Source organism: Methylomonas lenta, from assembly GCF_001644015.1.
GTDB lineage: Bacteria > Pseudomonadota > Gammaproteobacteria > Methylococcales > Methylomonadaceae > Methylomonas > Methylomonas lenta.
Map to the genome: position 1 here is coordinate 58,342 of NZ_LUUI01000150.1, position 24,773 is coordinate 83,114.

Consider the following 24,773-nt stretch of genomic DNA (forward strand, 5'->3'; position numbering starts at 1 on the left):
GCATAAAATGGCAACTCAGCCCGAAACAAACCCAATAAGCGACCAAAATCATCAAACCCAATCAACCAACATTTTTATCGTCAAAGTGGGTAATCAATCGAAGCCATTCACCGACGCCCAAAAGGCCGGCGCGGCTTACTTCGCCGCCAACCCGGAAAAGACCCCGAGACCAAGTGTCATCCATTCGGAAAACAATCGCGAGCGTATCATGGCCTCTACCGAAGTCCACGGCACTTACATGGACGGTCAAACCCGGTATTTCAAAACCCTGCCTGACGTGTTGCCCATCGATAAAGCGTTTCAGGCCGGCTTTTACAGCGCACTGGAAAAATCGGTACGCAAACGTCTTCAAACGCTGAATATCCAAGCCAGCGAAAACAAAGCCGCGCAACCATTTAAACTGGATGATCGTCTAGCCAGCGACCTGGTACGGTTCGCTAACTTCAATCAAGAAAAGGCGCTAAAAAACTGGCAAAAATACGCACCGGAAGGCATGGCCATACCAACCTATCTGGAAAACCCATCAATGGCCCAAAACAGCCAGTCATCGGTCAGCCGGCAACAACCCCAAGAAAACGTCATCGCCTTTTATGACAGGTCGCAAGAAAAAACCCCCAGCAACCCCCAGCAAACGCCACCCATAGTGCCTGAACAGGCCGACAGCCATGAAAACCCGCAGCCTAAACAAGCCGGAAATCAAGACGTACCTGAACGCGTGGCAAGCCGATACCTGCGATTGAAAAATCAATATTACTTCCAAGATAAAACCCTAGCCTTCGAGGATGGCGGCAAAAAATTAAAGCTTGAAACCGAGAACATCACGGTAATACGGGACGCGATAGCCATTGCAGAAGCCCGGCGCTGGCAAAGCATCACCGTATCCGGCACGGACAATTTCAAGCACCAAGTGTGGCGTGAAGCTTCGCTCAAGGGTATCGAGGTTGTCGGTTATCAGCCGACGAAATTTGCCGAGGCCGAATTGCTAAAAGCAATGACAGCCCGTGATTCGAAAAACCAGGCAACCGAACGGCAACCGAAGCAACGGGACGACGTGACCACCGGCGTTTTGTTAGCGCACGGCGCAGACCACTACAAGCACGATCAGAACCAAGGCAAATCCTATTTCGTGAAACTGGATGTCGAGGGTCAGGCGATTACAAAATGGGGAGCTGACTTCAAGCGCGCTTTTGCCGATTCGCAATCACAGCCCCAAATAGGCGATACCGTCGTGTTGAGTAACGTCGGCAAACAAAGCATGAACATTCCAGCCAAAACCCGTGACGAGGAGGGCAACCCTATCGAAACCCAGAAAACCGTACAAAAAACCACCTGGCGTATCGAAAAAGCGACTTATCAAACCGCGCTCGAAGAACACGCTGAAGCGCTACGCACCGGTAAGGAAATCGAGCAAAAAGTGATCGCGCAAATACCACAAGTGGCAGCAGCGATTACCGCCGCCAAGCTAGGCGAGAAAATCGCAGAACAAGCCCATGTAAGCGGCGTCATAAAATCTGAAGACGAAAAATCGGCGTTGGTCTATTTAATCAGGGAAGGTCTAGCCAGCGCATTGGAAAAAGGTAAGAAAATCACCGCCCCGGAAATCAAGGAACAAGGGAAACAGGCCACTATCGACGCTAACAGCGTATTTAACGACCATAAACCGCCGATCATGACCCAAGAACCCGCAAAGCAAGAGCAAGGTATAAGCAGATGAAAGCCTGCATCCATAGGGCTTGCTGTGTGTTGATGCTCACACTTCAACCCGCATTCGCGGCAGAACTGGACAAGCAAACGGTCGAAAGCGCCAAACGCTTTCTGGCCGCGTATCTTGACTACACCAACACAAGCAACATCAACCTACTGACACTCTACAGCGAGACAGCCAAGATCAAAGTCACTGTGACCACGCTGGACAGGACCACCACTGAAAGGGACTTTAGCGGCCACGTGTGGAAACAGCTCTTGCGCGAAACTTGGTATAACGGCCAGCCTTCGATTGAACCGATTGAATTACACGACGTGACCATTAAAAGCCTTGGTGTAAATACACTAGCGATAGCGGCTCATCGTTACGCCATGCGTCGCTGTTACTGGGACAACAACTATCAACTGGTGATTGAGAAAACCGCCACTAGCGGCTATCTAATTGTGAGCGAAAACCTCATTATCGATCACCAAAACCAATGCCAACGACCAGAAACCACGACGATCAAGCAAGAAATACAGATCGTGCCCCATTAATCCGTAATCGGCTCGATAATGGAGAACACACCCGATGAATATAGTACGTGGGGCATTGATGCTGCTGTTGGCACAATCGGCACAGGCTGGACCGAGTCAAGAGGCTGTTATTCGGTTACAAGTGGCGTCGCTCGATGCGAATGTGGCGGATACCGTCCGCCAAAGCGCCGTGATGAATGACGAGAAACGTCAATGGATAGAGCAAACTGATAGGGCGCTGGTCATACAGATGGCCGAGAACAAGGCGTTGGCTGAGCGGCTGCACAATCAACGACTGCGCCGTGAACTATTACAAACCATCCATTACGAAGCCAAGCGAGCCGGACTGGAACCGGATTTAGTGTTATCCGTGATCAGGGTTGAAAGCAACTTTCGCAAATATGCCATTTCATCAGCCGGTGCTAGGGGCTATATGCAGGTCATGCCATTTTGGGCGGACATTGTAGGCGAACGCTCGACCGACTTATTTAACGTTCGGACCAACCTGCGGTTGGGTTGTGCCATTCTAAGGGCTTATCTGGATCAAGAGAAAGGAAATTTAAGCCGTGCGCTAGCACGCTATAACGGCAGCCTGGGCAGCGCAACCTATCCAAATTACATCTATGCATCCTGGATAAAGTGAATTTGCCCGAAGCTCAGGGATAGACGATGCCAGCCTCTGCAAGACAGTCAATGACGCCGAAAATGGATTACTGATTCCTGCTTAAAAGCATCAGACATTCTAATCGCAAAATCGCCACCCATTCCGATACAAAACCAGCCAAATTTTGATCGTTCGCTATCGACCCGTTTTTGCCTGTCGAGTTTCTCCAAAGCGGCCAGCCAGGCAAATGTAGATTCCTCGAACTGGCGGACTACAAAACTGCCGTTGGCGACCGCAACTAACCGGCCACTAAGAGTCATTCAAAACTTGGAGCCGGTCACGATATTCAATACGTAGACCTAATGTATCGGGGGTCATAGAAAATCGTCAAGCAGGTAATAACGGTAAGCAGAGCAATTCTTGATTATTTTGCATAACTGAGCAGACTGCTTTTAAACGTCTTCATATCAGTAGAAGAATGGGTTATGTGCTACAAACCCAGGCAGTTTATTAACTCTCAACACTTATTTTCAAAGGGCTTGACAACCGCAAGCAATACGATCTAGGCTCAGTTGACATTTCAGCAGCCGGAGTAAGACATGAATTTCCTACTACTTGGTTTTCTAAGCGCCGTTTTTTCGGTTTTGTTGATGGATGATGTGCAAGCAGTGAGTATTACCCAGCGGGCGGGTAATAACTACCGAACCGCTGCAAACAATCAGGAGTTCACGCTTAATAAGAGCAATGTAAATCCCATCGATTTCGGACTACTGCGTACTTACGATTTCAATGCCAAAGTAGAGACTCAACCGTTAGTGATTGAAAACGGTGCCGGCACAGACGATTTGGTGATCATCACCACCATGAAAAATGAAGTAATCGGCATTAATGCTCGCACTAATGCCACAATTTATTCTGTCAAACTAGGCCCGGAAATCAGCTCGCAAGATATGGATATGTGGAAACACACGCCAACTTGGGGCATCTCCGCCACGCCTATAGTCGATCCAGCTACTAACACGTTGTATGTTGCCGCTTGGCTGAAAAAAAATAACGACAATCGGTTTCGCGATTATTGGTTGTTCGCTTTGAATCCCTTGAATGGCAGTCGCAAGTCGGATCCTATACGCATTTACGGTAAATCTCAGGAAGGCAACGGTTGTTGGTTCAACGATGCAGGTGCGGTATTTACGCAGAACAACCAGACGCGGCAATATGTTTATCCCAAAATGCGCGCAGGTCTGGCGCTGACCGAGAATAACGGCCTAGTGTTGGCGTTTGCTGCAAACGGTGAATCCTTAATGGGCGGACGAAAAAACCCGCATGGTTTTGTATTAGCTTACGATACCCGTGGCTTACTTGGGCAAAGCGGATATTCCAGGGCAGCGGCGATGTTTTGCGCCACGTCCTTTAACGCTTGGGGAGCGGGAATCTGGCAAGCAGGCGGCGCGCCGGTCACCGAAGGCGATATGATCTATGTAGCTACTTCAAATGGCACCTCCAACAACGGTGATGTCGATCTTGCAGAAAGCATGATCAAACTGCGATTTACGCCAAGCAGTAGCGGTTCTAGGCCATTGCTGGAAAAAGTGGACTATTACAAGGCATTTTTGGATGAACGTACTTCGGGTAGAGGCTGTTTGTGGAATGACAACAATTCCGAGGTTTCCTGCGGCCGTGCTGACGTCGGCAGTGCCGGTGCAGATTGGGATTTCGGTGCCTCCGGGCCGATGCTGGTGCCGGGTTCCAGTCTAATATTGCAAGGCACCAAAGATGGCATTATTTATTCGCTGGACAAATATAACCTAGGCAAGAACGATAGGTTTAATCAGCTGATGTCAAAGCCGCCCTTAGTCGCAGCCTATTACGGCGGCGATATGGCGCAAAACTGGGATAGAGCTCAGCATCTCAATCGTAGTCTGCCGTGTCCGGCTGCTGGTAATGCAGATCATGGTTGGTTTGTGCCTTGTGGAGATCCGGAAAATAACAAAATGCACCACATCCATTCGTTGGCAATGGCTCAGCGCGATCAACTCGGTGGCATTTTATTTGTCTGGGGTGAAAATTCACGTTTGAAAACTTACAATTTTTCGACTTTGAGTGGCGACCTACCAACGTTTCGTGCCGAAGGCGAAGATCTGGCGTCCGTCGGTCACGAGTCTCCCGGCGGCATGCCGGGCGGATTGTTAATGGTGTCCGGAAAACCGTCCACTACGTCGAGCTTTCCGCATGCCATTGATTTTGGGTCGGCTATTCTGTGGTCGGTATATGCCAAATTCGGCGATGCCAACAAGGAGTTTGCGGAAGGTCAATTGGTTGCTTACGATGCAACGAATATTGAATCAGGCAATCGCCTGAAACGCTTGTTTCGCACCGGTGATGATAACAATGGCGGGCTTGGTAAAATGTCCAGAATGATTCCACCGGTGGTGGCTAACGGCAGAGTGTATGTGATGATATACCGGGTTGGTACTGATGATTGTACTGTCCCGGATAATCAGCTCAAGGTATGCAGTCAATTGAAAGTGTATGGTTTGAAATAAATGTATTGAATCTGAATCAACAGGCGCAAATTCCTAGAGATTGGCTTACTGGTTTCGTGTTACAAAACGGTCACACATTAATGCTGATAAGAGTTTCAGCTAAGGTCCCCGCAAAATAGTCCTAGTATTTGCCAATGTCGGCCTGGCTGGATCGAGATTTGCTTTGCCAGTCACCGCAATGGTCTTCAGGCCGACGTTAGTTTCGATGACCAGGTTTGCAGCTATGTGGTAACTACCCCGATTACGCCAGTAGTGAATGACGGCTTTTCGGCAAGCAACCTTACGTCCTCTTTGACTGGACCCGACCCCTTTCTGCCGTTCAGCTGCATCAGTAAGTTATGACTGATGTACTTCAATTAGCAGCCATTCCCTACATTTTCCCGTTAATGCTAAAGATTAGGATCAGGCTGATTTGAATTTGTCACTCATTGAAGGCGTGGGACAAGGGGATGACTGCGAGGCTTTCAACGTTGACCCTTGCGGCGTGTAACAATTGGGATCGACGGACGAGTCTTCGCCGCTCCGGCCGTGAATACCCCAATTCAGCGCTTGATCCTGGGCGTAGCGCTTACCCAATTCCTGGGCGATTTGGGCGCGGGCCAATTCGACGCCGAGATAAAAGGCGTGTCCGCCGTCGTTCTCAACGCCCAGATGCGGAAATAAGGCGAATGGGTTGCTGTCGGTCCACAAGCCGTCACGGTTGAAAATATGAATGCCTTCGGCTGAAATCATGATGCGAAAACTGGGGTCGCGGATGGCGGTCTGTAATTCTTGTATTTCCGCCAACGGCAGAGGAAACGACGCGCGCTCGTGCAGCGCCATCAGACCATCGTCGATATGTTTCGGCAGGCGATTGCTTTCGCGCGCGGCCAGCATGATGCGGCGAATAAGATCGGCTTCCTTGATCGCCTTGCAAGCGTGTTTACTCACCTGAGTCGCCAGTATCTGGCGTACCTGCAACTCCGAGCAAAGGCCCAGCAACATGGCGTTCATGCCGGCGGTATCGACATGGGTCAGCTCCGTGAGATTGCCCACGCCCATCATGATTTCCACGTTTGGATGTCGCCGCCGCACTTCGTGGTAGCGGACAATCGAGTCGGCAAAGCCGAAGTGGATCGGATCGAGTATCGGATCGACGATGAATGGACGGCCTTTGTCCTGCATTTTGGCAATTACGCGGTCAAGAGAATCCATGTCGGCGTGCGGCGTGGCAATCAACACCGGCGTCGAGGCAACCTCATCCGCGATCCACAGCGTCTCTTCATTGAGGCTCAACAGAAAATCGGCGCCTGCACGCCCCGCCAGCAATAAATTCTCAGGCTCAAGCGAATCGACGCTGACCAAAAAGCCCTCGCTCTTCAGGGCCTTGATCGCGTCGGCCAAATGCGGAAACGGCGTCGCCGGCAGACAGCCCAGGTCGATCACGTCCGCGCCGTCACGCCGATATTCCTCGGCGCGGCGGATGATGGCGGCGACATCAATGTGCGGCGCTTCGACAATCTCCGCAAAGATGCGTAGTTCGTAACGGCTCAGGTCCGGGCGCTGCCGGGTTTTGCCGAAAAATTCAGGCAAGTCGTGCAATTCCTCCGGCCCTCGCTCAACCGGTATGCCAAAATGTTGGGACAAAGCGTCCAAATCGCCCCGGCAGCGGCCGGGAACCAGAATCCGGTCGACGCCAAAGGTATCGGTCAGACGGCGTTGTATCATGTCGGCCGTGATGAGCGCCGCCACCGTAACGCCAAGCACATGCACGGTGTAGTCGAAATCCGGCGCCATGTCTTCGATGGTGCTGCGCAACTGCTTTTCGGCCAGCTTTCCGGTAAGAAACAGAATATGTTCCGCCATGTGTTAAGTGTGCCCGAAGACGGTGTCATATGAATCGTTCACCCCTTCTGATTAAGGACGCGCTGGTACTGGCTTAGCCAAGCCGATGCGCTCGAAATATTGTTTCAACTCCACCTTGATCGGCATGAAATACACGTGCCAACCGCTTTCCGCCGCCGAGTCGATCAGTCGATTGGCGAATTCGATGTTCCAGTCGTAATCGGGCCGGAAATGCTTGGGAAACTTGACGTGATTTTTCACTTCCCAATAGTTTTGCGAGGCCAGCGTCACCACCGGGCTGATGCCGATGTAGGTTTCCAGGCCGTCCATGTGTTCGGCAAACAGTTCCACCAAGCGATGGTCGTAGAACGGTTGCGAAAAAAAGCCGTTAGCACCGGCATCGGCCTTGCGCTGAATATAATGGCATTCGTGTTGCAAGCCTTGCCGATGCGGGTCGAATCCGGCATAGATGTTCAACGCCGGAAAGCGCCGGCGTACCGCTCGAATCAAGTCAACCACGTCGGTATTGCAATAGCTGCGTTTCAAACCTTCCGGCGGGTCGCCGGTAACCAGCAAGACGTCGTCGAGTTGGTATTGCTCGATGACGCGATACAACTCGCCGCTTTCGATTTTAAAATCAATGGCCCGAAAATGCGGAATGAAACGGTACTTGTTCCGGTCGATGCGCGTCGCCAGTTCCCAACTGCGAATATCGAAACGCTGAATATCCGGCACGTTGATGATATTGATGCCGCTATCCAAGCTCTGCAAAAACGCATATTGCTTTTCAAAGGCGTCCAAGCTTCTGGGGACGATTTCAAAGGAAATGTTCATGGGCAATGTTTTGGTCAGGGATTTCACCGATGAGCTCAAGGTTCAGGCTTACATTCAGCTCAGAGCCATATCGCATTAAAACAACCCGCTGATGACGCCGTCATCGCTGATGTCGATGCGTTCGGCGGCAGGCACTTTGGGCAGACCCGGCATCGTCATCATGTCGCCGGCGATCGCAACGATGAAACCGGCGCCGTTGGCCAGCCGCACTTCGCTAATTTCGACAGTGTGGCCGCTCGGCGCGCCCTTGCTGTTGGGGTTGGTCGAGAATGACATATGGGTCTTGGCCATGCAGATCGGAAATTGGCCGTAATCGGCCTGCAAAGCCTTGATCTCGGCCACCACTTTCGGACTGGCGCTGACTTTCGCCGCGCCGTATAGCTTGGTGGCGATGGCTTCGATCTTGTTCCATAGCGGCAGTTCGCTGTCATAGACGTAGTTAAAGCCGGGTTCGCGGTTGTCGACGATGTTCAGCACTTCGCGTGCGAGGTCTTCGGCGCCGGCGCCCCCGTAAGCCCAGTGTTTGGCGATCACGCATTTGGCGCCCAAGGCTTCACATTGGCTTTTCAGCCATTGAATTTCGGCGTCGGTGTCGAAACTGAAATGGTTAATGCTGACCACGCAAGGCAGACCATAGTGGTTTTGGATGTTGCTTAAGTGCCGTTCCAGGTTGGCGAAGCCTTTTTCCAGCGCAGCCAGGTTTTCCTGGTTCAGTTCGTCCTTACCGACGCCGCCGTGGAATTTCAGCGCCCGCACCGTGGCTACCACTACGACGGCCGACGGTTTCAAGCCGGACATGCGGCATTTGATGTCCAGAAACTTTTCCGCGCCCAAATCCGCGCCAAAGCCCGCTTCGGTCACTACATAATCAGCCAGTTTTAACGCGGTTTGTGTAGCGGTCACCGTGTTACAGCCGTGGGCAATGTTGGCAAATGGGCCGCCGTGAATGATGGCCAGATTGTTTTCCAGGGTTTGCACCAGATTCGGTTTGATCGCGTCTTTCAGGATGGCGGCCATCGCACCGTGAGCGTTGAGGTCGCTGGCGTAAACCGGCGTGACTTTGTCTGATTTGTAGCCGATGACGATGCGGCCCAGACGTTCTTTCAAATCAGCGCGGCTGGTGGCTAGGCACAGAATCGCCATCACTTCCGACGCAACGACGATGTCGAAGCCGTCTTCTCGCAAATAGCCATTGGCTGGTCCGCCCTGGCCGACCACGATTTTGCGCAAAGCGCGGTCGTTCATGTCGATGACACGCTTCCATTGAATCCGGCGCGGGTCGATGTCCAGCTTGTTCCCGTGATTGATATGGTTGTCAATCAGTGCCGACAACAGGTTGTGCGCGACACCGATGGCATGAAAGTCGCCGGTGAAATGCAGATTGATGTCTTCCATCGGCACCACTTGTGCGTAACCGCCGCCGGCCGCGCCGCCCTTGACACCAAAGCAAGGCCCCAAAGAGGGTTCGCGCAGGCAAATGATGGTTTTCTTAGCCAAACGGTTCAATGCGTCGCCCAGGCCGACCGTCGTCGTGGTTTTGCCTTCGCCGGCCGGGGTTGGCGAAACCGCCGTGACCAGAATCAATTTCCCGTCGGGTTTGTCGGCCAGACTGTTGACGTATTCCAACGATATTTTCGCTTTGTAATGGCCGTAAGGATCGAGGTGTTCGGCGGGAATGGCGAATTTCTCGGCGGCAAGATCAATGATACGGCGCATGTTGGCTTGTTGGGCAATTTCGATGTCTGACATGGATGTGTTCAAAAAGGTGAAATCGGGAGTTTGATTGGCATTTTTAAAAACCCGACCATCGGTCGGGGCGGTTAGGTAGCAGATCTGCCCAGCGTGGTACGCAAGGTTTTAGCGGCGGCCACCATCTGGGTCAGCGCCGGTATCACCTCATGCCACTGGCGGGTTTTCAGGCCGCAATCCGGGTTGACCCACAGTTGTTCGGCCGGAATACGTTCGGCGGCTTTGCACATTAACGCCACGATATGCTGCTCGCTCGGAATATTGGGCGAATGGATGTCGTACACGCCGGGACCGATGCCGTTCGGGTAGTTGAAATGCTCGAAGGCATCCAGTAACTCCATGTCGGAACGCGAGGTCTCGATGGTGATGGCGTCGGCGTCCATGTCGGCGATGGCGGCGATAATGTCGTTGAACTCGGAGTAACACATGTGAGTGTGTATCTGCGTCTCGTCGGCCACGCCGCCCGTCGTGATACGGAACGATTCCACCGCCCAATCCAGATACGCCTGCCATTGCGATTGGCGTAACGGCAAACCTTCGCGTAGGGCGGCTTCGTCGATTTGAATCACGCCGATACCGGCTTTTTCCAAATCCAGCACTTCCGCGCGGATGGCCAAGGCCAATTGTTTGCAGGTGACCGAACGCGGCTGGTCGTCGCGCACGAATGACCAGTTCAAAATGGTCACAGGACCGGTCAACATGCCTTTCATCGGTTTGTCGGTCAGGGATTGGGCGTAGCCGATCCATTCGACGGTCATCGGGCGCGGGCGGCTGATGTCGCCGAACAGGATAGGCGGTTTAACGCAACGCGAACCGTAAGACTGCACCCAACCGGCTTGGCTGAAGGCGTAGCCGTCTAGCTGTTCGCCGAAATATTCCACCATGTCGTTGCGTTCGGCTTCGCCATGCACGAACACGTCCAAACCGAGCGCTTCCTGTTCACGCACGCAACGCGAAATTTCGCCGCGCATCGCGTCTTTGTAGCTGGCTTCGTCCAGTTTGCCGGACTTGAACTGGCTGCGGGCCAGGCGGATTTCCGACGTTTGCGGGAAAGAACCGATAGTGGTGGTGGGAAACTTGGGCAGTTTCAGTAACGCGGCCTGCTTGAGTGCGCGTTCGGCATACGAGCTTTTGCGCCGGGCCAGTTGCGGGGTGATGTCGGCCAGAGCCGCCTTGACCGCCGGATTGTTGACACGCGCCGAATTGCGGCGGGCTTCGATGGCGGCGCGGTTGGCGTCCAGTTCGGCTTTGACCGCATCACGCCCTTGGTTCAGCGCGGTGGCCAGCACGCGCAGTTCGCCGAGCTTCTGTTTGGCAAAGGCCAGCCAGGATTTGATTTCGGCGTCAAGTTTCTGCTCGTTGTCCAGATCGACCGGCACATGCAGCAGCGAGCAGGACGGTGCCAGCCACAGGCGTTCGCCCAGTTGTTGAGCAATCGGTTCCAGACTATCCAGCACCGCGTTGAGGTCGGTTTTCCAGATGTTGCGGCCATTGATGACGCCGAGCGATAACACTTTGTCCGCAGGCCACTGCGCGATCAGCGCTTCGACATCATCGCGGCCGTTGATGGCGTCGACATGCAGGCCGGCCACCGGCAGATTGGCGGCGAGACCCAGGTTTTCCGCCAGTTGGCCGAAATAGGTCGCCAGCAACAGTTTTACTTGGCAGTCGCTTAAGTGCTGGTAGGCCGTATGGAAGGCGTTTTGCCAAACAGCATCGAGTTCGGTGACCAGAATCGGTTCGTCGATCTGCACCCATTCAACGCCTGCATTCGCCAGCGCTTCCAGCAATTCCGCGTAAACCGGCAGCAGTTTAGGCAACAGCGCGAGCTTGTAGGAATCGTCCTTGGCCTTGCCTAACCACAAATAGGTGACCGGGCCGATGATCACCGGCTTGGCGGCGATGCCTTGGGCCTTGGCTTCCGCCAGTTGTTCCAGCAGGCGGGACGCATCCAGCTTGAATTCGGTGGCGGCGGTGAACTCGGGCACAATGTAATGGTAGTTGGTGTCGAACCACTTGGTCATTTCACCGGCAGCCACCCCACTACAACACGCCGCCGCTTCGGGCGCGGATTGCGCCGAACGGCCGCGGGCGACGCGGAAGTAGTTGTCCAGCGCATCGCCATGAAAGTCCCGCACCCGCTCGGGCAGATTACCCAGCGTGAAGCTCATGTCCAGCACCTGATCGTAGAAAGCGAAGTCGCCTACCGGTACCCAATCCAGTCCGGATTGCGCCTGCCAATGACGCCGGCGTAACTGCTTACCGAACGTCTCGAGTTCGTTACGCGAGGACTCGCCGTTCCAGTACGACTCTAAAGCAAATTTCAGCTCGCGCTTCGCGCCGATACGGGGGAAGCCTAAATTGTGAATTTTTGTCATGAATAACTACCGTCTGTTGAATGTTTGACACATAAAACATTGTAAACAGACAAACGAATGACGATAATCGATAATTCCTCATCAACTCATGAGAGATATTCATCAATATGGAATTGATCCACCTGCGCATCCTGCTGGCGTTAAAACGCCACGGCACCCTCAGCGCCGCCGCCGAAACCCTGCATCTGACCCAATCGGCGCTGTCGCATCAAATCAAAAACCTGGAACAACGCCTGGGCGTCACGCTGTGGTACAAGCAGGGCCGCTCGCTGGTATTGAGCCAGGCCGGGCGTTATTTGTCCGAGGTGGCCGAATCGGTGATCGCCACCGTCGATTCGGCGGAAAGCCATTTGGCGCAGTTGGCCAAAGGCAAGACCGGCAAATTGACGATAGGCATCGAATGCCATGCCTGCTATGAGTGGTTTCGCAACATTCTGCAACCCTATCTGCGCGCGTGGCCGGATTTGACCGTCGAAGTCACATCTCGCTACCGCTTCGAATCGTTCGAAGCCATCCGCCAATACAAGCTGGACGCCGTGCTGACCTCCGACCCGGTGGATAACGGCCTGCTCAGCTACCAGCCGCTGTTCGATTTCCAACTGGTGTTGATCGTGCCCGATAGCCATCCGCTGGCCGGCCGAGCGGAAATAACGCCGGCCGATCTGCGCGGCGAGACCGTGTTGACCTACCCGGTGGCCCGCGAGCGGCTGGACATGTTCCGCAAGGTGCTGCAACCGGCTGGCATCGAGCCCGCCGCCCATATTCAAGTCGAGGAAACCGACATCATGCTGCAACTGGCCGCCGCCGGCCGTGGCGTTTGCCTGCTGCCGGAATGGCTACTGGCCGACAAATCCGCCAAACTCGGTCTGACCGGCTTGCGTTTCGCCGGTCTACCCATAGCGAAGACCATGTATCTGGCTTGCCGACACGAGGATGCCGAGCTGGAGTATTTACGCTGGCTGGTGGAACATGCCGCTAAGGCGGTGGGTTGAGGCGAAGCGCATCGTTTAATCGATGCGCTTCGGAATTTGATGGGTCTGATTTATTTCTTTTCCATTTCGGCGATGGCGTTTTCCAAGTCGGTCACGCCTTCGCTAATGCTCCCGGCTTTGGCCGCTTTCAATGCAGCTTTAAGTTGTTTACCGGCACGCGGCAAGTGAATCGAGTAGCTCTTACTCGCTTCTTCTTGAACCTTGTAAGCATCGACAGCGGCAGTGACTTTTTCCAAAAATACCGCCGAATCATTGGCCTTACTCGCTTCAATTGCGTTTTGGGACAACGCGATCAAATTGGAAAAGTCCTCGTTCATCGCGGATCCCGCAGCGAAAACACTGAGTGAGAGAAAGAATAGAATAATTGCAGTTAGAAAATTTTTCGGTTTCATATCTTTTAATTTGACTCGGTAAGAAATTTCCCAGGCTACAAAAGAGCTTGATGCTTCGGTAAGTAGCGCTGAGGTTGCGGTAGGTACATTGTTTGCTGCATCGCTCCTCGTACCGTTGACAAATTAACAGGAGTACCTGAATTAAACCTGAAAACAATAAGGTTTTTTTGTTTGATTACACGTTTTAGCGACTTACTGGCGAATTTGTTTGCGGCAGTGGTTGTTCCAATGTTTTGGCGGCGTGTGCCTGGAAGTCGAGCTTTGCTTGAACGATCTATGAGAGCACAGTATGTAGTTAAATTAAATCAATAAAATCACTACATATAGTGATTCTGGCTTGACACAGTCACTATGCCTGCCTAAACTACCGACCCAAGACGGTTCCCCCCGAAGGGGATTAAAAGGGAATCCGGTCGGCGATTTTGCGTTTTTCGCATGATCGCCGGAAAGCCGGAGCTGCCCCCGCAACTGTAATCGGCGAGTTTAGGTTCACCCCGTGCCACTGGACGCGAGTCCGGGAAGGCCGAACCTAAGCGGCGACCCGAAAGCCAGGAGACCTGCCCTCGAAACTTTAATCAACCGGGAGCGGGGTGTCTCCGAGGACGATGGCATGCGATGCCGATTGGACGATCACTCAATCATGCGCCTGCCGTTGCTGCTTCATGTCCCCGCTCCCTTCGTGGAGAAACACATGGATACCGCCCCTCAACCCGCCAGCTTTTATCCCGACCCTGTCGAGCCCGTTAAACACGCCTCTTCGTATCCGACGGATAGCGGCTTGGAAGTCATTCGCCGCAATCGTGCCGTGGTCGCCTTTCAGCCGGAAAAAATCGCCATCGCCATCACCAAGGCCTTTCTGGCGGTTGAAGGCCAACACAGTGTGAATTCATCCGGAATCCGCGATCAGGTTGCGCAACTTACCGCCAGTGTGGTCGAGGCATTGACGCGACGTTTGCCGGGCGGCGGCACTGTACATATCGAAGATATTCAGGACCAAGTGGAACTGGCATTGATGCGTTCCGGGGCCCACGACGTGGCCCGCGCTTATGTACTCTATCGGGAAAAGCACGCCGAGCAGCGCGCGGCCCAGCAAGCAATCGACCATGCCACACCCGTTTTGCAGGTGGACGATCACGGCCAGCGCCGGTTGCTGGATAGCGCCGCGTTCATCGCGCTGTGCCGCGAGGTCTGTGCGGATTTGGTTGACGTCGACGCCGAGCGGGTCTGGAGCGAAACTCTGACCAATCTGTACGATGGGATGCCGTTGGAGGCGGTGCGTCAGGCCTTGGTGTTAGCGGCGCGCACCTTGATCGAAGCCGAACCGAACTACACCAAAGTCGCCGCGCGTTTGCTGTTGAGCAATCTGCGCCTGGAAGCGACCGGCTTGGCCTTGACGCAAGCCAACATGGGCGAACGTTACGCCGGCTGCTTTGCCGACTTCATCGCCGCCGGCGTCGCCGCCGAGTTACTCGACCCGCGTCTGGCCGAGTTCGATCTGGAAAGATTGGGTGGAGCACTGCTAGCTGAGCGCGATCTGCAATTCGATTATCTGGGCCTACAAACCCTGTACGACCGTTACTTTCTACATATCGAAGGCCGCCGCATCGAATTGCCGCAGTGCTTTTTCATGCGGGTGGCGATGGGACTGGCGTTGAACGAGGTCGACCGCGAAGCGCGCGCTATCGAATTTTACCGACTGCTATCGAGCTTCGACTTTATGTGTTCAACGCCGACCTTGTTCAACAGCGGCACCCGCCATTCCCAGCTGTCGTCGTGCTACCTGACCACGGTATCCGACGATCTCGACGGCATTTACCAAAGCATCAAGGAAAACGCGCTGTTGCAAAAATACGCCGGCGGCCTGGGCAACGACTGGACCCCGGTGCGGGCGCTAGGCAGCCGGATCAAAGGCACCAATGGCCACAGCCAGGGGGTAATTCCGTTTTTAAAGGTGGTCAACGACACCGCCGTCGCGGTCAACCAGGGCGGCAAGCGCAAGGGAGCGGTCTGTGCCTACCTGGAAAACTGGCATCTGGATTTTGAAGAATTTCTGGAACTGCGCAAAAACACCGGCGACGAGCGTCGCCGCACGCATGACATGAACACCGCCGCTTGGGTATCGGACCTGTTTATGCAACGGGTGCAAAGTAACGGCGACTGGACCTTGTTTTCGCCGGTGGACGTGCCGGAATTGCACAACCTTTACGGCGCGGCCTTCGCCGAGGCCTATCAAGCTTACGAAGCCAAGGCCGCGCGCGGGGAGATCAAGTTATGCAAGCGCATCGGCGCGGTGCAGCTATGGCGCAAGATGCTGACCATGCTGTTCGAAACCGGCCATCCGTGGATTACCTTCAAGGACGCCTGCAATCTGCGTTCGCCACAGCAGCATGCCGGGGTGATTCACAGTTCCAATCTGTGCACCGAAATCACGCTGAACACCTCTAACGATGAAACTGCGGTCTGCAATTTGGGCTCGGTGAATCTGGCCGCGCATCTGACCGAACACAACGGGGTTTGGCAATTGGACGCCGATAAATTGCAACGCACCATCGCTACCGCGATGCGTATGTTGGATAACGTCATTGACATCAATTTCTACGCCACGGTTAAAGCGCGCAACGCCAACCTGCGCCACCGCCCGGTCGGACTGGGCATGATGGGTTTCGCCGATTGCCTGCACCAATTGGGTATCGCTTATGCCAGCCGAGAAGCCTTGGAGTTTGCCGACTATTCGGCCGAATTGCTGTCTTACCACGCTTATCAAGCCTCGGCCGATCTGGCCGAGCAACGCGGCCGTTACGGCAGTTTTGCCGGCAGTTTGTGGCAGCAAGGCTTGTTGCCGCCGGATACCCTGGAACGCTTGGCGGAAACGCGCGGCGATCTGGGTGTGCCGACCGGCGGGCAGTTGGATTGGCAAGCGTTGCGCGAGCGCATTGCCCAAGTCGGCATGCGCAACTCCAATTGCGTGGCGATTGCGCCAACCGCGACCATTTCCAACATTGTCGGTGTGTCGGCGTCCATCGAGCCGGTCTATCAAAATTTATACGTCAAATCCAATCTGTCAGGCGAGTTCACCGTGGTCAACGCCGCACTGGTCCGCGAGTTGAAAGCGCTGGATTTATGGGATGCGGTGATGGTCGCCGATCTGAAATACTTCGACGGCTCGCTGGCCGCCATCGAGCGGGTGCCCGCCGGGATTAAAGCCCGCTATGCCACCGCCTTCGAAATCGAGCCGGAATGGTTGGTCGAAGCCGCCGCCCGCCGGCAGAAATGGATAGACCAGTCGCAATCGCTGAATCTGTATGTAGCCGCACCGACCGGCGGCAAACTGGACCAGTTGTACCGGTTGGCCTGGCAACGGGGCTTGAAGACCACCTATTACCTGCGCACCTTGGGTGCCACCTCGATGGAAAAAACCGGTGCCGACGAGACCGCACCCAAGGCCTGTTCGATTGCCGACCCGGATTGCGAGGCTTGCCAATGAAGACTACGTTAAGCTTTGACGATTGGGGTACACCTGTTTCTTCGTCCGCAAGTATCGGGGCATCGATCAACTCGACCACACAGCCAGTGAGTCACAATGTAGACAGCCAAACCTATGTAGCCACGGGCTCGACAATGGCGGCCGTCGATCCTGAACAGAAACGGGTGGTCAACGGCCAAGCCGACATCAATCAACTGGCGCCGTTCAAATACCCGTGGGCTTGGTCGTTTTTCCTGAATGCCAACCGCAACCACTGGACGCCGCTGGAAATCTCGATGGCGCAGGACGTGCACGATTACCAACACAAATTGACGCCGGCCGAGCGCCATGTGTTCGAGAACGTGCTGGCTTACTTAACCACCTCGGATATTCTGGCGATGCGCAACATCGGCCTGGCGGTGATGGAGAAAATGAGCGCGCCGGAACTGCAAATCTACCAGGCCCGGCAAGTTTACGAGGAAGCGCTGCACACCTGGACTTACCAGCACTGCATCGAAACCCTGGGGATCGACCAACGTGAGATTTACAACCGTTATCGGGTGGTGCCGGAAATCCACGGCAAGATCGCCTTGGCCAACCGCCGCTTGCAGGGTGTGTTGCAATCCGGCAGGCCGTTGACCGATCGCGACGCGCTGCACGAATTCGCGATGGCCTATCTGTTCTTCGCCGCCGTGTTCGAGGGCTGCTGGTTTTACAACGGCTTCAGTCCGATATTCGCGTTGCAGCGGCGCGGTTTGATGAAAGGCGCGGCCGAGCAACTGCAATACATCATGCGTGACGAAGTGCTGCACTGCGCGTTCGGCATCCGCGTGGTGCGGCAACTGCTGGATGAAGAAAACCTGACGCTCGACCCGCAAGCGCTAAGGCAAATGTGGGACGAAGCCGAAGCCGCCGAAATGGCTTACGCCGGCTACATTCTGCGCGAGCCGATCTTGGGCTACAACGCCGGCTTGCACGTCGAGCAATTCCGCTACGTCGCCAACCGCCGCGCCCGCCAAGTCGGCCTCACTGAACCCTTCCCAGGCGCCGAAAACGTATTGCCGTGGCTGGACGAACAAGCCAATCTGCGCAAGGAGAAAAATTTTTTCGAAACGAGGGTGACGGAATATCAGACCGGTGGGGCGTTGGTTTGGTAATAGGTGGCGAGAGCAGCCGAAAATCGGCAAAACCGAGGCAGTCGCAGCTACCCTGAATCCGCTATTTCAAATAGCGAGTAATGCGTTTTTGCTTGCTGATTTTTCACTGGAGAACCCTCTTGTTCAGCAAATATTCTGATAGCAAACATGAAGCAAAACATTGTCCGCGTTGTCAGGAGCAATTCATTTGTAAGGCTAATCGCATTCATCGCTGCGATTGCTCGAACGTTTGTTTGTCCTTTGAAACGATTGAGTATGTCCGCCAACTTTACGACGAATGTTTGTGCCTGAATTGCTTGAAAGAGTTGGAAGCTATTGTAACGTCGCTAAAATGACTAAGAGTTGGCTGTTTCTACAGGGGCTTTGCAAATTGCTGTGAAGCCGGAGACGTGAACTCAAGTCCATGCATTTACGGAAAATAAGCATTAAAGTCAGCTTAGGTGCCAAAACCAGCCGCTCACAAACAATGTTTTTCATCTGTCTGAATGTCGCAAAGTGGCCGATAGCGACAATTCGCGACGTCCAAAAGCCGTCATTCACTACTGGCGTAATCGCATAGAAATACGCAGTTAGTTAAAACAGCGAATGAATTTTGATAGAAACTCTATGCATATGATATTTTTTTCCTAACCTATCACCGCATCGGCAGTTTTATTTTGCCCGATAACACGGCTATAGCCAGTTCCATTTCATCCATTGCCAGGATTTGATCAATCGTTTCATGCTTGATGCTGTTCGCGATCTGTAGAATTTCTTCGTTGACTTCCTTCAATGTTGCCGATTGTTTAATCAGACGATTAACTTCCTTGGTTTGTGCAGCGCTCAGTCGATCCTGTTGCCATCGGGAAAACTGTTCCAGGAAATACCTTTGGTCGTCCAATTGTTTGTCATATAGATCAAAGACCCGATTCAGGGTGGCATCGTCCAATACATAGGGTTTGGCTGTTGCCTGACGCATGTTGTCCAACTGAAGCATGGATTCCTCCAGCATGCCGTCTACCATAAAGGTGAAAGTCGGCAACATACTAATAGGGTGCCACTGAATTTTTTGATCCTCCGGCGCCTGGTCCTGTGTGGTTTCATCACCCAGTTTACAGTGACGTGCCAATAATTCATCCAGTTCCTCATCAAATTCATTGGCCGTCTTTAGCTGAATGGGCTCACGGTTCGGCCATACTTTCAATACTCTGGTTTTGGTATCGAAGCCTGGTGGCCCTAGTGGTTCGCCGATGATCCAAGTCGGCACATTGATTTCACTATATTGCCTGGCCATGGTTTGAGCACAAACTTCAAGTACGTTTTCATCGGCACTATCGTCGGCAAAGATCAATTGCGCCGCCCACTCCCCGCAGTGTTCGCAGGGAATGAGGCTGCTTTCAAAGATTTCTTCGGGTGGCGAGTTTTTGGGTGTGTCGGGTTGGGCAACAGGATTCAGTTCTAGCCGGTGCTGGGAGAGATCAAGATAATCGGCGTTATCGCGGCAAACCCAGTTGAGCATTTGACCTGACGGGTTTGGATTTCGCTCGAACATGGCTACCGCTTTCCTGTATTGGGCATCGGTGGTCTTGGCGTTTTGAATGCGCGGCAGGTTGTTTTTCAGCTCGATTAAATCATCCTGCCCCAGTTCCGACCGGAAAGCAGTGACGCTCCCTTTGGGATCGACCGCAAAAATAAAGTAATTCCCGGTTTCGAGCATTTTATTTAAGACAGTCTGCACTAACGGGTTGTTCGGGTTTACCAGTAGGTTGAATGTGGCGTAATGGTAGAAGTGAAAGCCAAAGTGAACCACGACGCAGTCGGCATTACCGTACAACGAATGCCCGAAACTAAAACCGGTGCGGGTGTACGCCTCAGGAATAACCATTTCGAGCCGAAGTGCCAAAACGCCGAAGGTTTGTTTTCGTTCTTCCACTAGGCCCAACGCACAGCAGGGTGCTTCGGCGGCGATAAAATCATCGATAAACTGACTATTGACGGTAAGCCGTGGGAGTAGGGGATAGACGTTGCTCATGTGACATCACTTTTTTAGGCGGGGGCTTTGGAATGATAAATCATACCTGGATATAGAGTGATCACTAAATCTGGTGTATGGTGTAATACTTGCTTGAAGGAAAGTGTTGAAACTGCGATCATCCACGCCACAATCTCATCGATTACAATTATCGATTGTGGCTGATTTGATCTTATACGCCGTGACTGGTCAGAAAACCGCTGCTGAGGCCGCTCGGTTATTCAAGGTTCATCCGGCAACCGTTTCTCGTTTGCTGGCCTTGCAATCTGGAAGTGCAAAAAAATTAATGGCTTCACCATAACACGTTAAAAATGAAACAGTACACGACCGCCTCCTGCTTTTCGACCTTTATGCTGCCCTATATCCTGTTCGTTCGGGATTTTGAGGAACGCAGGAAAACGGTTATGACTTGTTGCCTTGGCTGGAATATTAGCCTATTCCCGGATAACTCGCAGCGCGAACAACAAATCGATATGGTTTGGAAGATGGTCGAAGCCGACAACCATGAGTCGCCGCCTCCCGGTTTAGAGCAGGGATTCAAGCAGGATTTGCGTATGCTGGTTACACAGAAGCGCGGTCTATTTCCTTGGCAGATAAAAAATATCCCAAAAGCTGAACTAAATCGAAATGAGGCTTGGGATGTTCTGAGCATTGACGCAGGCAAAGGTATCGAGGAAATCCAGCTTGTCACTCACCCCGATCCGATGGGGCTGCCATACATCATTGAGGTGCTAGTCGGCATTCACAGTGATACAAAGGCGATGGTGGATTTGATACAGCAAGCCCGCCAAACGCCTGACGTACTCAAAGACATGGTGACAGCTCAAATAGTGACCGCCTATTGTGTGCAGCGCGCCGAACTCATTGGATATCGGCGTATGTTGACGGTGTGGCTGGATATTCAGCCAGAACTGAGCGTAAAGCGCGTTATCAATCATTGGCTGGGTGTGCTTGATGACATCGAAATGCATACAAAGACACTATTGGGCATCCTTACCGAGTAAGTGAATATTGAAGAGTCCTGACGTGGTTGCTAACCATAATTCTGGACAGCCAGTAATGGATTGTAATTACGTGGCGTTTTTTACAGCTATGTGCACACTACCCCATATAGCCAACCAGCATGTACGGAAAACTCCATAGGAAATATTTCCGTATAGTGTAAAAGGTCAGATTAAATCCGACGATAGTTTCCGTACATTATTCGAGGTGGCGAGAGGGGTTGATCAGATGTTTTTTGGCGGCTTATCAGCTTACCGGAAGACCATACGAAAAACACATGTTTTCCGTTACCTAAAAGATTGGCTTTGATTGCCTCCCCCAGTTTTGCATGCACTCACTTTGAAAGGGTAGGGCAGCAATACCAGGGCATTGGTGGGTGGGGGAGCTAGAACAAACTGGTGCCTTTGGCACACAAGGCATTTAGGGTTTTCGGAGTGGGTAGCCATTTTTCGGCAGTGTCATGAATATTTAACTACCTATCTGTTAGTTTTGGCATATAAAATAGCGACAGTCTAAATAGGTAATTAAAGTTTATGCTGTACTATATATTTATATATTTATATATTTTGCACTTAGTCTCATCGTTAGTTTTACTGTCTTCCGCAATTAAACTTAACATATGTTTTTTATCGATAGATAGTTCTGTCAAAGCTTTAGCAAGCGCGGATACAGAGTCAGCTAAACCATTTGATGTATTATCAGTACCTGTAATATCAGTTTTAGTCCTGCTTGAATAAAAATATAAATGATTTTTCATTAACAAAAAAGACGCATAAAAAAATGATATCAAAACACCACATATTAATAATGTTCTTATTAGTATAAAATAATCGGCGCTAACTTTTAATGAATCTGGTAATTCCGGAAGAAAAGATTGACTCGCATTCAGCGCCCATATAATCGATAAATCATAAAGTACTATCATAGATAGTATGCAATAAATAGTATCTGGGAGTTCTATACAACCCAAAAATTTCTTTAATGTCTCTCTTTTTGATTCGGAACTCTTATTGTCTATTAAGGCATAGCTTGCAAATCTTATTGCGCCTAAGTATGCAAATAGAGCGACAATTAGCATCAGGAAGTCTGATTCATTAGAAGTAAAGAGTTGTTCCGATAGGTTTACAGAGCACTGAGACATCCAGGCCCAAGCTAAAAGTGCGTAAACAATGCCTAAAAGAATGACAGTCAAATAAATAATTATCATTATTTTCACCAATTTTAAAGCGTTAGCGCAACTTCATATTGAACGCGTATATTTGAATTTATATTCTATTTTTTGATGCAAATCAAAAAAGATTTTAAACTGTATTGGATGAAATTATCATTTTGGGAGCAGAACAAATTGTTTAAATCATCGGTAGATGAAGATCGTTCAATCAAAGACTCGTCTTACTTCTTCTCAAGGTTGTAACGCTTGCCATAATTCGCTAATTATCACCGAGGCCATCTGGGTGAGAAGTGCCTTCACCCTACACACATCTGGTTTAAGTTATTTTCCCCAAAAATCTGACTCTTGCCATGCTTTGATGCTTGCCTGATTACGGCGCTCAGCCCTGGCACATGCTTTTTCCGAAATTCGTTCTAGGCGTTGATCGTTGGGTGATGAACTGAATTTAGATAGTAAATAACCGGCTAGTTCCTCAGCTCTTTCATGTAACGTGTCTAGGTACTTTAATTGGGTCAAGGGTAATCCGGCAGGTTTTTTCTCTAAGCTTGGTTTGCTGTGTTTTTCAATGATGCTTTTTATTTCCGCATCAAGCGCCGCTTGCTCGTTTTCTTGTGTTGATCTGGCAGCAGCCCTAGCCATGTTAATTGCTGCGCCATTTGGATGATAATACCCATCAACTTGGTTTGCTGGGTTCTCTTCAGGAAAATCTTCGAAATAATCGGACCAGTCACCCATATTCGGCGCCTCTGTAAAGATGTTAATTAGACTAAATTTATAATAAAAACGATAGTAGGTGAACTTTATTTCTCTTAGGATTTATGGTGGCCAATTCTTAGGGCTAGCAGGAGCATTTGAATCGGATAACGTATTGCCTAAAAAATAAAGCCCCTGAGGCTTATCGCCTCAGGGGCTTAAATTTGATTAGACTAATCAATAGGGTCATGTTGACCTGAAACCACGATGTAAAAAAACGTCACCAGTGAGAACCTCCTCGCTTTAAGGATTTATCAGAAGTCGTTCAATATGTATTGCTATTTCATGCTGTCTAACGGTTCTGAGTTTAATACAAAATATAGAGATGTAACTGTGACCTTGTACACAAAATTACTTGAATATTGATCGTGGCTAATGGTCGCTGTATTTCGTGGTGCATACTTTGTTTTTATCGCAGTTCACCGTTTTCTTGATGTTGGTTTGCATTTTCTCAGCTTTTTGAGCTGTTTCGCTTTTGAACGTAGAGTTCTGGAAATTTTGTATCCCGGAAGGTTGGGCGTTAGCGATTAATGTCATGGTGCCCTCGTTTTGAGTCATCTTGAAATACCTTAAGGTACTCATACCAATCAAGACTTCATCTAAATAGTCATTCATTTGTGCATTGAGGTTGAGGACTTCAGCATTACCAAGCTTTAGGCTTTTAATTAATGTCTCGCGCACTGCAATTTTGCCGCCGGCTGTACTTGTTTGGACGTATGCACCATAAGGCAATTTTGCGGCAACCGCCATTTTGAAGGGGATAACTGTATCAGTGGCTCCGGTATCGATTAGAAAAGGCATGGGTACGTTATTGATTAATACCGTGCCTCTGAAATGCCCTTTGGCGTCGGCCTTTATGATGACGCCACTAGAATGGGTTCTGGCATTGTTGATGACCGGTCGTGACTGTACTGGATTTGCTGATTCCGGTACTTGGGTGGGGGCCGCTACAGGAATATAAATAATTTCATGCTGCAGTGGTACTGATGCTTTTTTTATGGAATTGTATTTTAAGAAAGCGTCTGCGCAGAACCACAGCGTTCCCATCATCAGACCAATATACAGGAGGTAACGAATACCACTGCTTTTCCGGGCATTATGGCGATAACGTTGAGGTGATTTGTTGAGCAGGCTATCAAATGAATCCCGGTTAGTGGCTTTTGACGCTTCCTTATGTTTTTCCCAGTAGTAATCTCGATCCTGTATGCCCATTTTGCCTTCTCATGGTTGTAACGCTTGCCATAATTCGCTAATTATCACCGAAGAAGCATCATCAGGCTGAGATGTGCCGCACGAAGCCAGTAATTGATTATCTGGTTTATGCAGCCAGGCATTTTTGATCGCCATGCCGATTGTGTGGTAGAGGTCGCAGAGGTTTTCTGCCGGTAAGGCGGCAATGACCAGTTTATTTTTATCGTTCAACACCAGCAGCAGCCGTTCTACAGCTTGGTCGATAGAGCAGGGCGGTTGCGAAAGTTCCAGTTTCAGGTCTGACCAATTTTTAGCCATTTTAAGCTTCCTTGTTATCTAACGCGGGGTTAGGGCGGTTTGTCACCCATTTGTCACAATGTTATCCACAGGTTTTGGGGATAAAGGTCTGAATTACCAATAAACGCTTGTTTGCGGGTTAACTGTAACGGCCTAGAAACATCGCTCAGGGCCATATTGGGGTTAAATAAC

General features: G+C 51.4%; 21 protein-coding genes and 1 riboswitch. Of the genes, 10 read left to right on the forward strand and 11 right to left on the reverse strand.

All coding sequences use genetic code 11. The annotated features are described in order from the left end of the window. Nucleotides 1-7 precede the first annotated feature (7 nt). The 3 genes from A1359_RS18555 to A1359_RS18565 are packed head-to-tail and all read left to right on the forward strand — an operon-like array spanning nt 8 to nt 2,863. Complete coding sequence (locus A1359_RS18555) at nt 8-1,714, forward strand: LPD7 domain-containing protein (RefSeq protein WP_066986810.1); 1,707 nt, start codon at nt 8-10, stop codon at nt 1,712-1,714. 32 nt (nt 1,715-1,746) lie between these two features. Then, on the forward strand, nt 1,747-2,241 hold the full coding sequence (locus tag A1359_RS18560; RefSeq protein ID WP_157200603.1) for a hypothetical protein: 495 nt from the start codon (nt 1,747-1,749) through the stop codon (nt 2,239-2,241). Nucleotides 2,242-2,275: 34 nt separating this feature from the next. After that, complete coding sequence (locus tag A1359_RS18565) at nt 2,276-2,863, forward strand: lytic transglycosylase domain-containing protein (protein ID WP_066986816.1); 588 nt, start codon at nt 2,276-2,278, stop codon at nt 2,861-2,863. 47 nt (nt 2,864-2,910) lie between these two features. On the opposite strand, the gene A1359_RS18570 is transcribed toward A1359_RS18565, so the two are convergent. Further along, on the reverse strand, nt 2,911-3,144 hold the full coding sequence (locus tag A1359_RS18570; RefSeq protein ID WP_066986820.1) for a hypothetical protein: 234 nt from the start codon (nt 3,142-3,144) through the stop codon (nt 2,911-2,913). A 279-nt stretch (nt 3,145-3,423) separates the two neighbouring features. Between A1359_RS18570 and A1359_RS18575 the strand changes: the two genes are divergently transcribed. After that, on the forward strand, nt 3,424-5,367 hold the full coding sequence (locus A1359_RS18575) for a hypothetical protein (RefSeq protein WP_066986824.1): 1,944 nt from the start codon (nt 3,424-3,426) through the stop codon (nt 5,365-5,367). 402 nt (nt 5,368-5,769) lie between these two features. On the opposite strand, the gene A1359_RS18580 is transcribed toward A1359_RS18575, so the two are convergent. From A1359_RS18580 to metE, 4 genes are all read right to left on the reverse strand, one after another. Continuing rightward, nucleotides 5,770-7,212 (reverse strand): DUF6513 domain-containing protein, encoded by a 1,443-nt coding sequence (locus tag A1359_RS18580; RefSeq protein ID WP_066986827.1) that lies wholly within the window; start codon nt 7,210-7,212, stop codon nt 5,770-5,772. A 51-nt stretch (nt 7,213-7,263) separates the two neighbouring features. Further along, complete coding sequence (locus A1359_RS18585; RefSeq protein WP_066986830.1) at nt 7,264-8,025, reverse strand: methylenetetrahydrofolate reductase; 762 nt, start codon at nt 8,023-8,025, stop codon at nt 7,264-7,266. A gap of 75 nt (nt 8,026-8,100) precedes the next feature. Then, nucleotides 8,101-9,774 carry a formate--tetrahydrofolate ligase gene (locus A1359_RS18590; protein ID WP_066986833.1) on the reverse strand — a complete coding sequence of 558 codons (1,674 nt, stop codon included), beginning with the start codon at nt 9,772-9,774 and terminating at the stop codon, nt 8,101-8,103. Between the two features lie 71 nt (nt 9,775-9,845). Further along, nucleotides 9,846-12,152: a 5-methyltetrahydropteroyltriglutamate--homocysteine S-methyltransferase gene (metE, locus tag A1359_RS18595; RefSeq protein ID WP_066986836.1), complete on the reverse strand. Its 2,307-nt coding sequence runs from the start codon at nt 12,150-12,152 to the stop codon at nt 9,846-9,848. Between the two features lie 107 nt (nt 12,153-12,259). On the opposite strand from metE, the gene A1359_RS18600 reads away from it, so the two are divergent. Next, complete coding sequence (locus A1359_RS18600; protein ID WP_066986838.1) at nt 12,260-13,144, forward strand: LysR family transcriptional regulator; 885 nt, start codon at nt 12,260-12,262, stop codon at nt 13,142-13,144. Nucleotides 13,145-13,194: 50 nt separating this feature from the next. Here the strand turns inward: A1359_RS18600 and A1359_RS18605 are convergent, their stop codons facing one another. Then, nucleotides 13,195-13,536 carry a hypothetical protein gene (locus A1359_RS18605; RefSeq protein ID WP_066986841.1) on the reverse strand — a complete coding sequence of 114 codons (342 nt, stop codon included), beginning with the start codon at nt 13,534-13,536 and terminating at the stop codon, nt 13,195-13,197. Between the two features lie 361 nt (nt 13,537-13,897). Continuing rightward, nucleotides 13,898-14,115, forward strand: a riboswitch (cobalamin riboswitch). Nucleotides 14,116-14,227: 112 nt separating this feature from the next. Here A1359_RS18605 and A1359_RS18610 point away from each other — a divergent pair. From A1359_RS18610 to A1359_RS22095, 3 genes are all read left to right on the forward strand, one after another. Further along, the gene (locus A1359_RS18610) at nt 14,228-17,020 is read left to right on the forward strand and encodes a ribonucleoside-diphosphate reductase subunit alpha (RefSeq protein ID WP_066986844.1); all 2,793 of its coding nucleotides are present in this window, start codon (nt 14,228-14,230) and stop codon (nt 17,018-17,020) included. Continuing rightward, complete coding sequence (locus A1359_RS18615) at nt 17,017-18,156, forward strand: ribonucleotide-diphosphate reductase subunit beta (protein ID WP_066986849.1); 1,140 nt, start codon at nt 17,017-17,019, stop codon at nt 18,154-18,156. The genes A1359_RS18610 and A1359_RS18615 overlap by 4 nt, the downstream gene beginning before the upstream one ends. An 80-nt stretch (nt 18,157-18,236) precedes the next feature. After that, nucleotides 18,237-18,491 (forward strand): cysteine-rich CWC family protein, encoded by a 255-nt coding sequence (locus A1359_RS22095; RefSeq protein ID WP_083960721.1) that lies wholly within the window; start codon nt 18,237-18,239, stop codon nt 18,489-18,491. Nucleotides 18,492-18,790: 299 nt separating this feature from the next. Here A1359_RS22095 and A1359_RS22930 read toward each other — a convergent pair whose 3' ends face one another. Beyond that, nucleotides 18,791-20,167, reverse strand: coding sequence for a hypothetical protein (locus A1359_RS22930; RefSeq protein ID WP_198159411.1), 1,377 nt, complete (start codon nt 20,165-20,167; stop codon nt 18,791-18,793). A 157-nt stretch (nt 20,168-20,324) separates the two neighbouring features. Here A1359_RS22930 and A1359_RS23310 point away from each other — a divergent pair, with 157 nt between their 5' ends. Beyond that, a complete protein-coding gene (locus A1359_RS23310) occupies nt 20,325-20,468 on the forward strand; it encodes a hypothetical protein (protein WP_157200604.1) in 144 nt (47 codons plus the stop codon). Between the two features lie 103 nt (nt 20,469-20,571). Then, nucleotides 20,572-21,171: a hypothetical protein gene (locus A1359_RS18630; protein ID WP_198159412.1), complete on the forward strand. Its 600-nt coding sequence runs from the start codon at nt 20,572-20,574 to the stop codon at nt 21,169-21,171. 539 nt (nt 21,172-21,710) lie between these two features. Here the strand turns inward: A1359_RS18630 and A1359_RS18635 are convergent. The 4 genes from A1359_RS18635 to A1359_RS18650 all read right to left on the reverse strand — a co-directional run bounded on the left by A1359_RS18635 (nt 21,711) and on the right by A1359_RS18650 (nt 24,602). After that, nucleotides 21,711-22,376 carry a hypothetical protein gene (locus A1359_RS18635; protein WP_066986859.1) on the reverse strand — a complete coding sequence of 222 codons (666 nt, stop codon included), beginning with the start codon at nt 22,374-22,376 and terminating at the stop codon, nt 21,711-21,713. A gap of 285 nt (nt 22,377-22,661) precedes the next feature. After that, the gene (locus A1359_RS22580) at nt 22,662-23,075 is read right to left on the reverse strand and encodes a hypothetical protein (RefSeq protein WP_066986862.1); all 414 of its coding nucleotides are present in this window, start codon (nt 23,073-23,075) and stop codon (nt 22,662-22,664) included. Nucleotides 23,076-23,465: 390 nt separating this feature from the next. Beyond that, the gene (locus tag A1359_RS18645; RefSeq protein WP_066986865.1) at nt 23,466-24,305 is read right to left on the reverse strand and encodes a retropepsin-like aspartic protease family protein; all 840 of its coding nucleotides are present in this window, start codon (nt 24,303-24,305) and stop codon (nt 23,466-23,468) included. 9 nt (nt 24,306-24,314) lie between these two features. Next, nucleotides 24,315-24,602, reverse strand: a complete 288-nt coding sequence (locus A1359_RS18650) for a DUF6794 domain-containing protein (RefSeq protein ID WP_066986867.1) — start codon at nt 24,600-24,602, stop codon at nt 24,315-24,317. Nucleotides 24,603-24,773 lie beyond the last annotated feature (171 nt).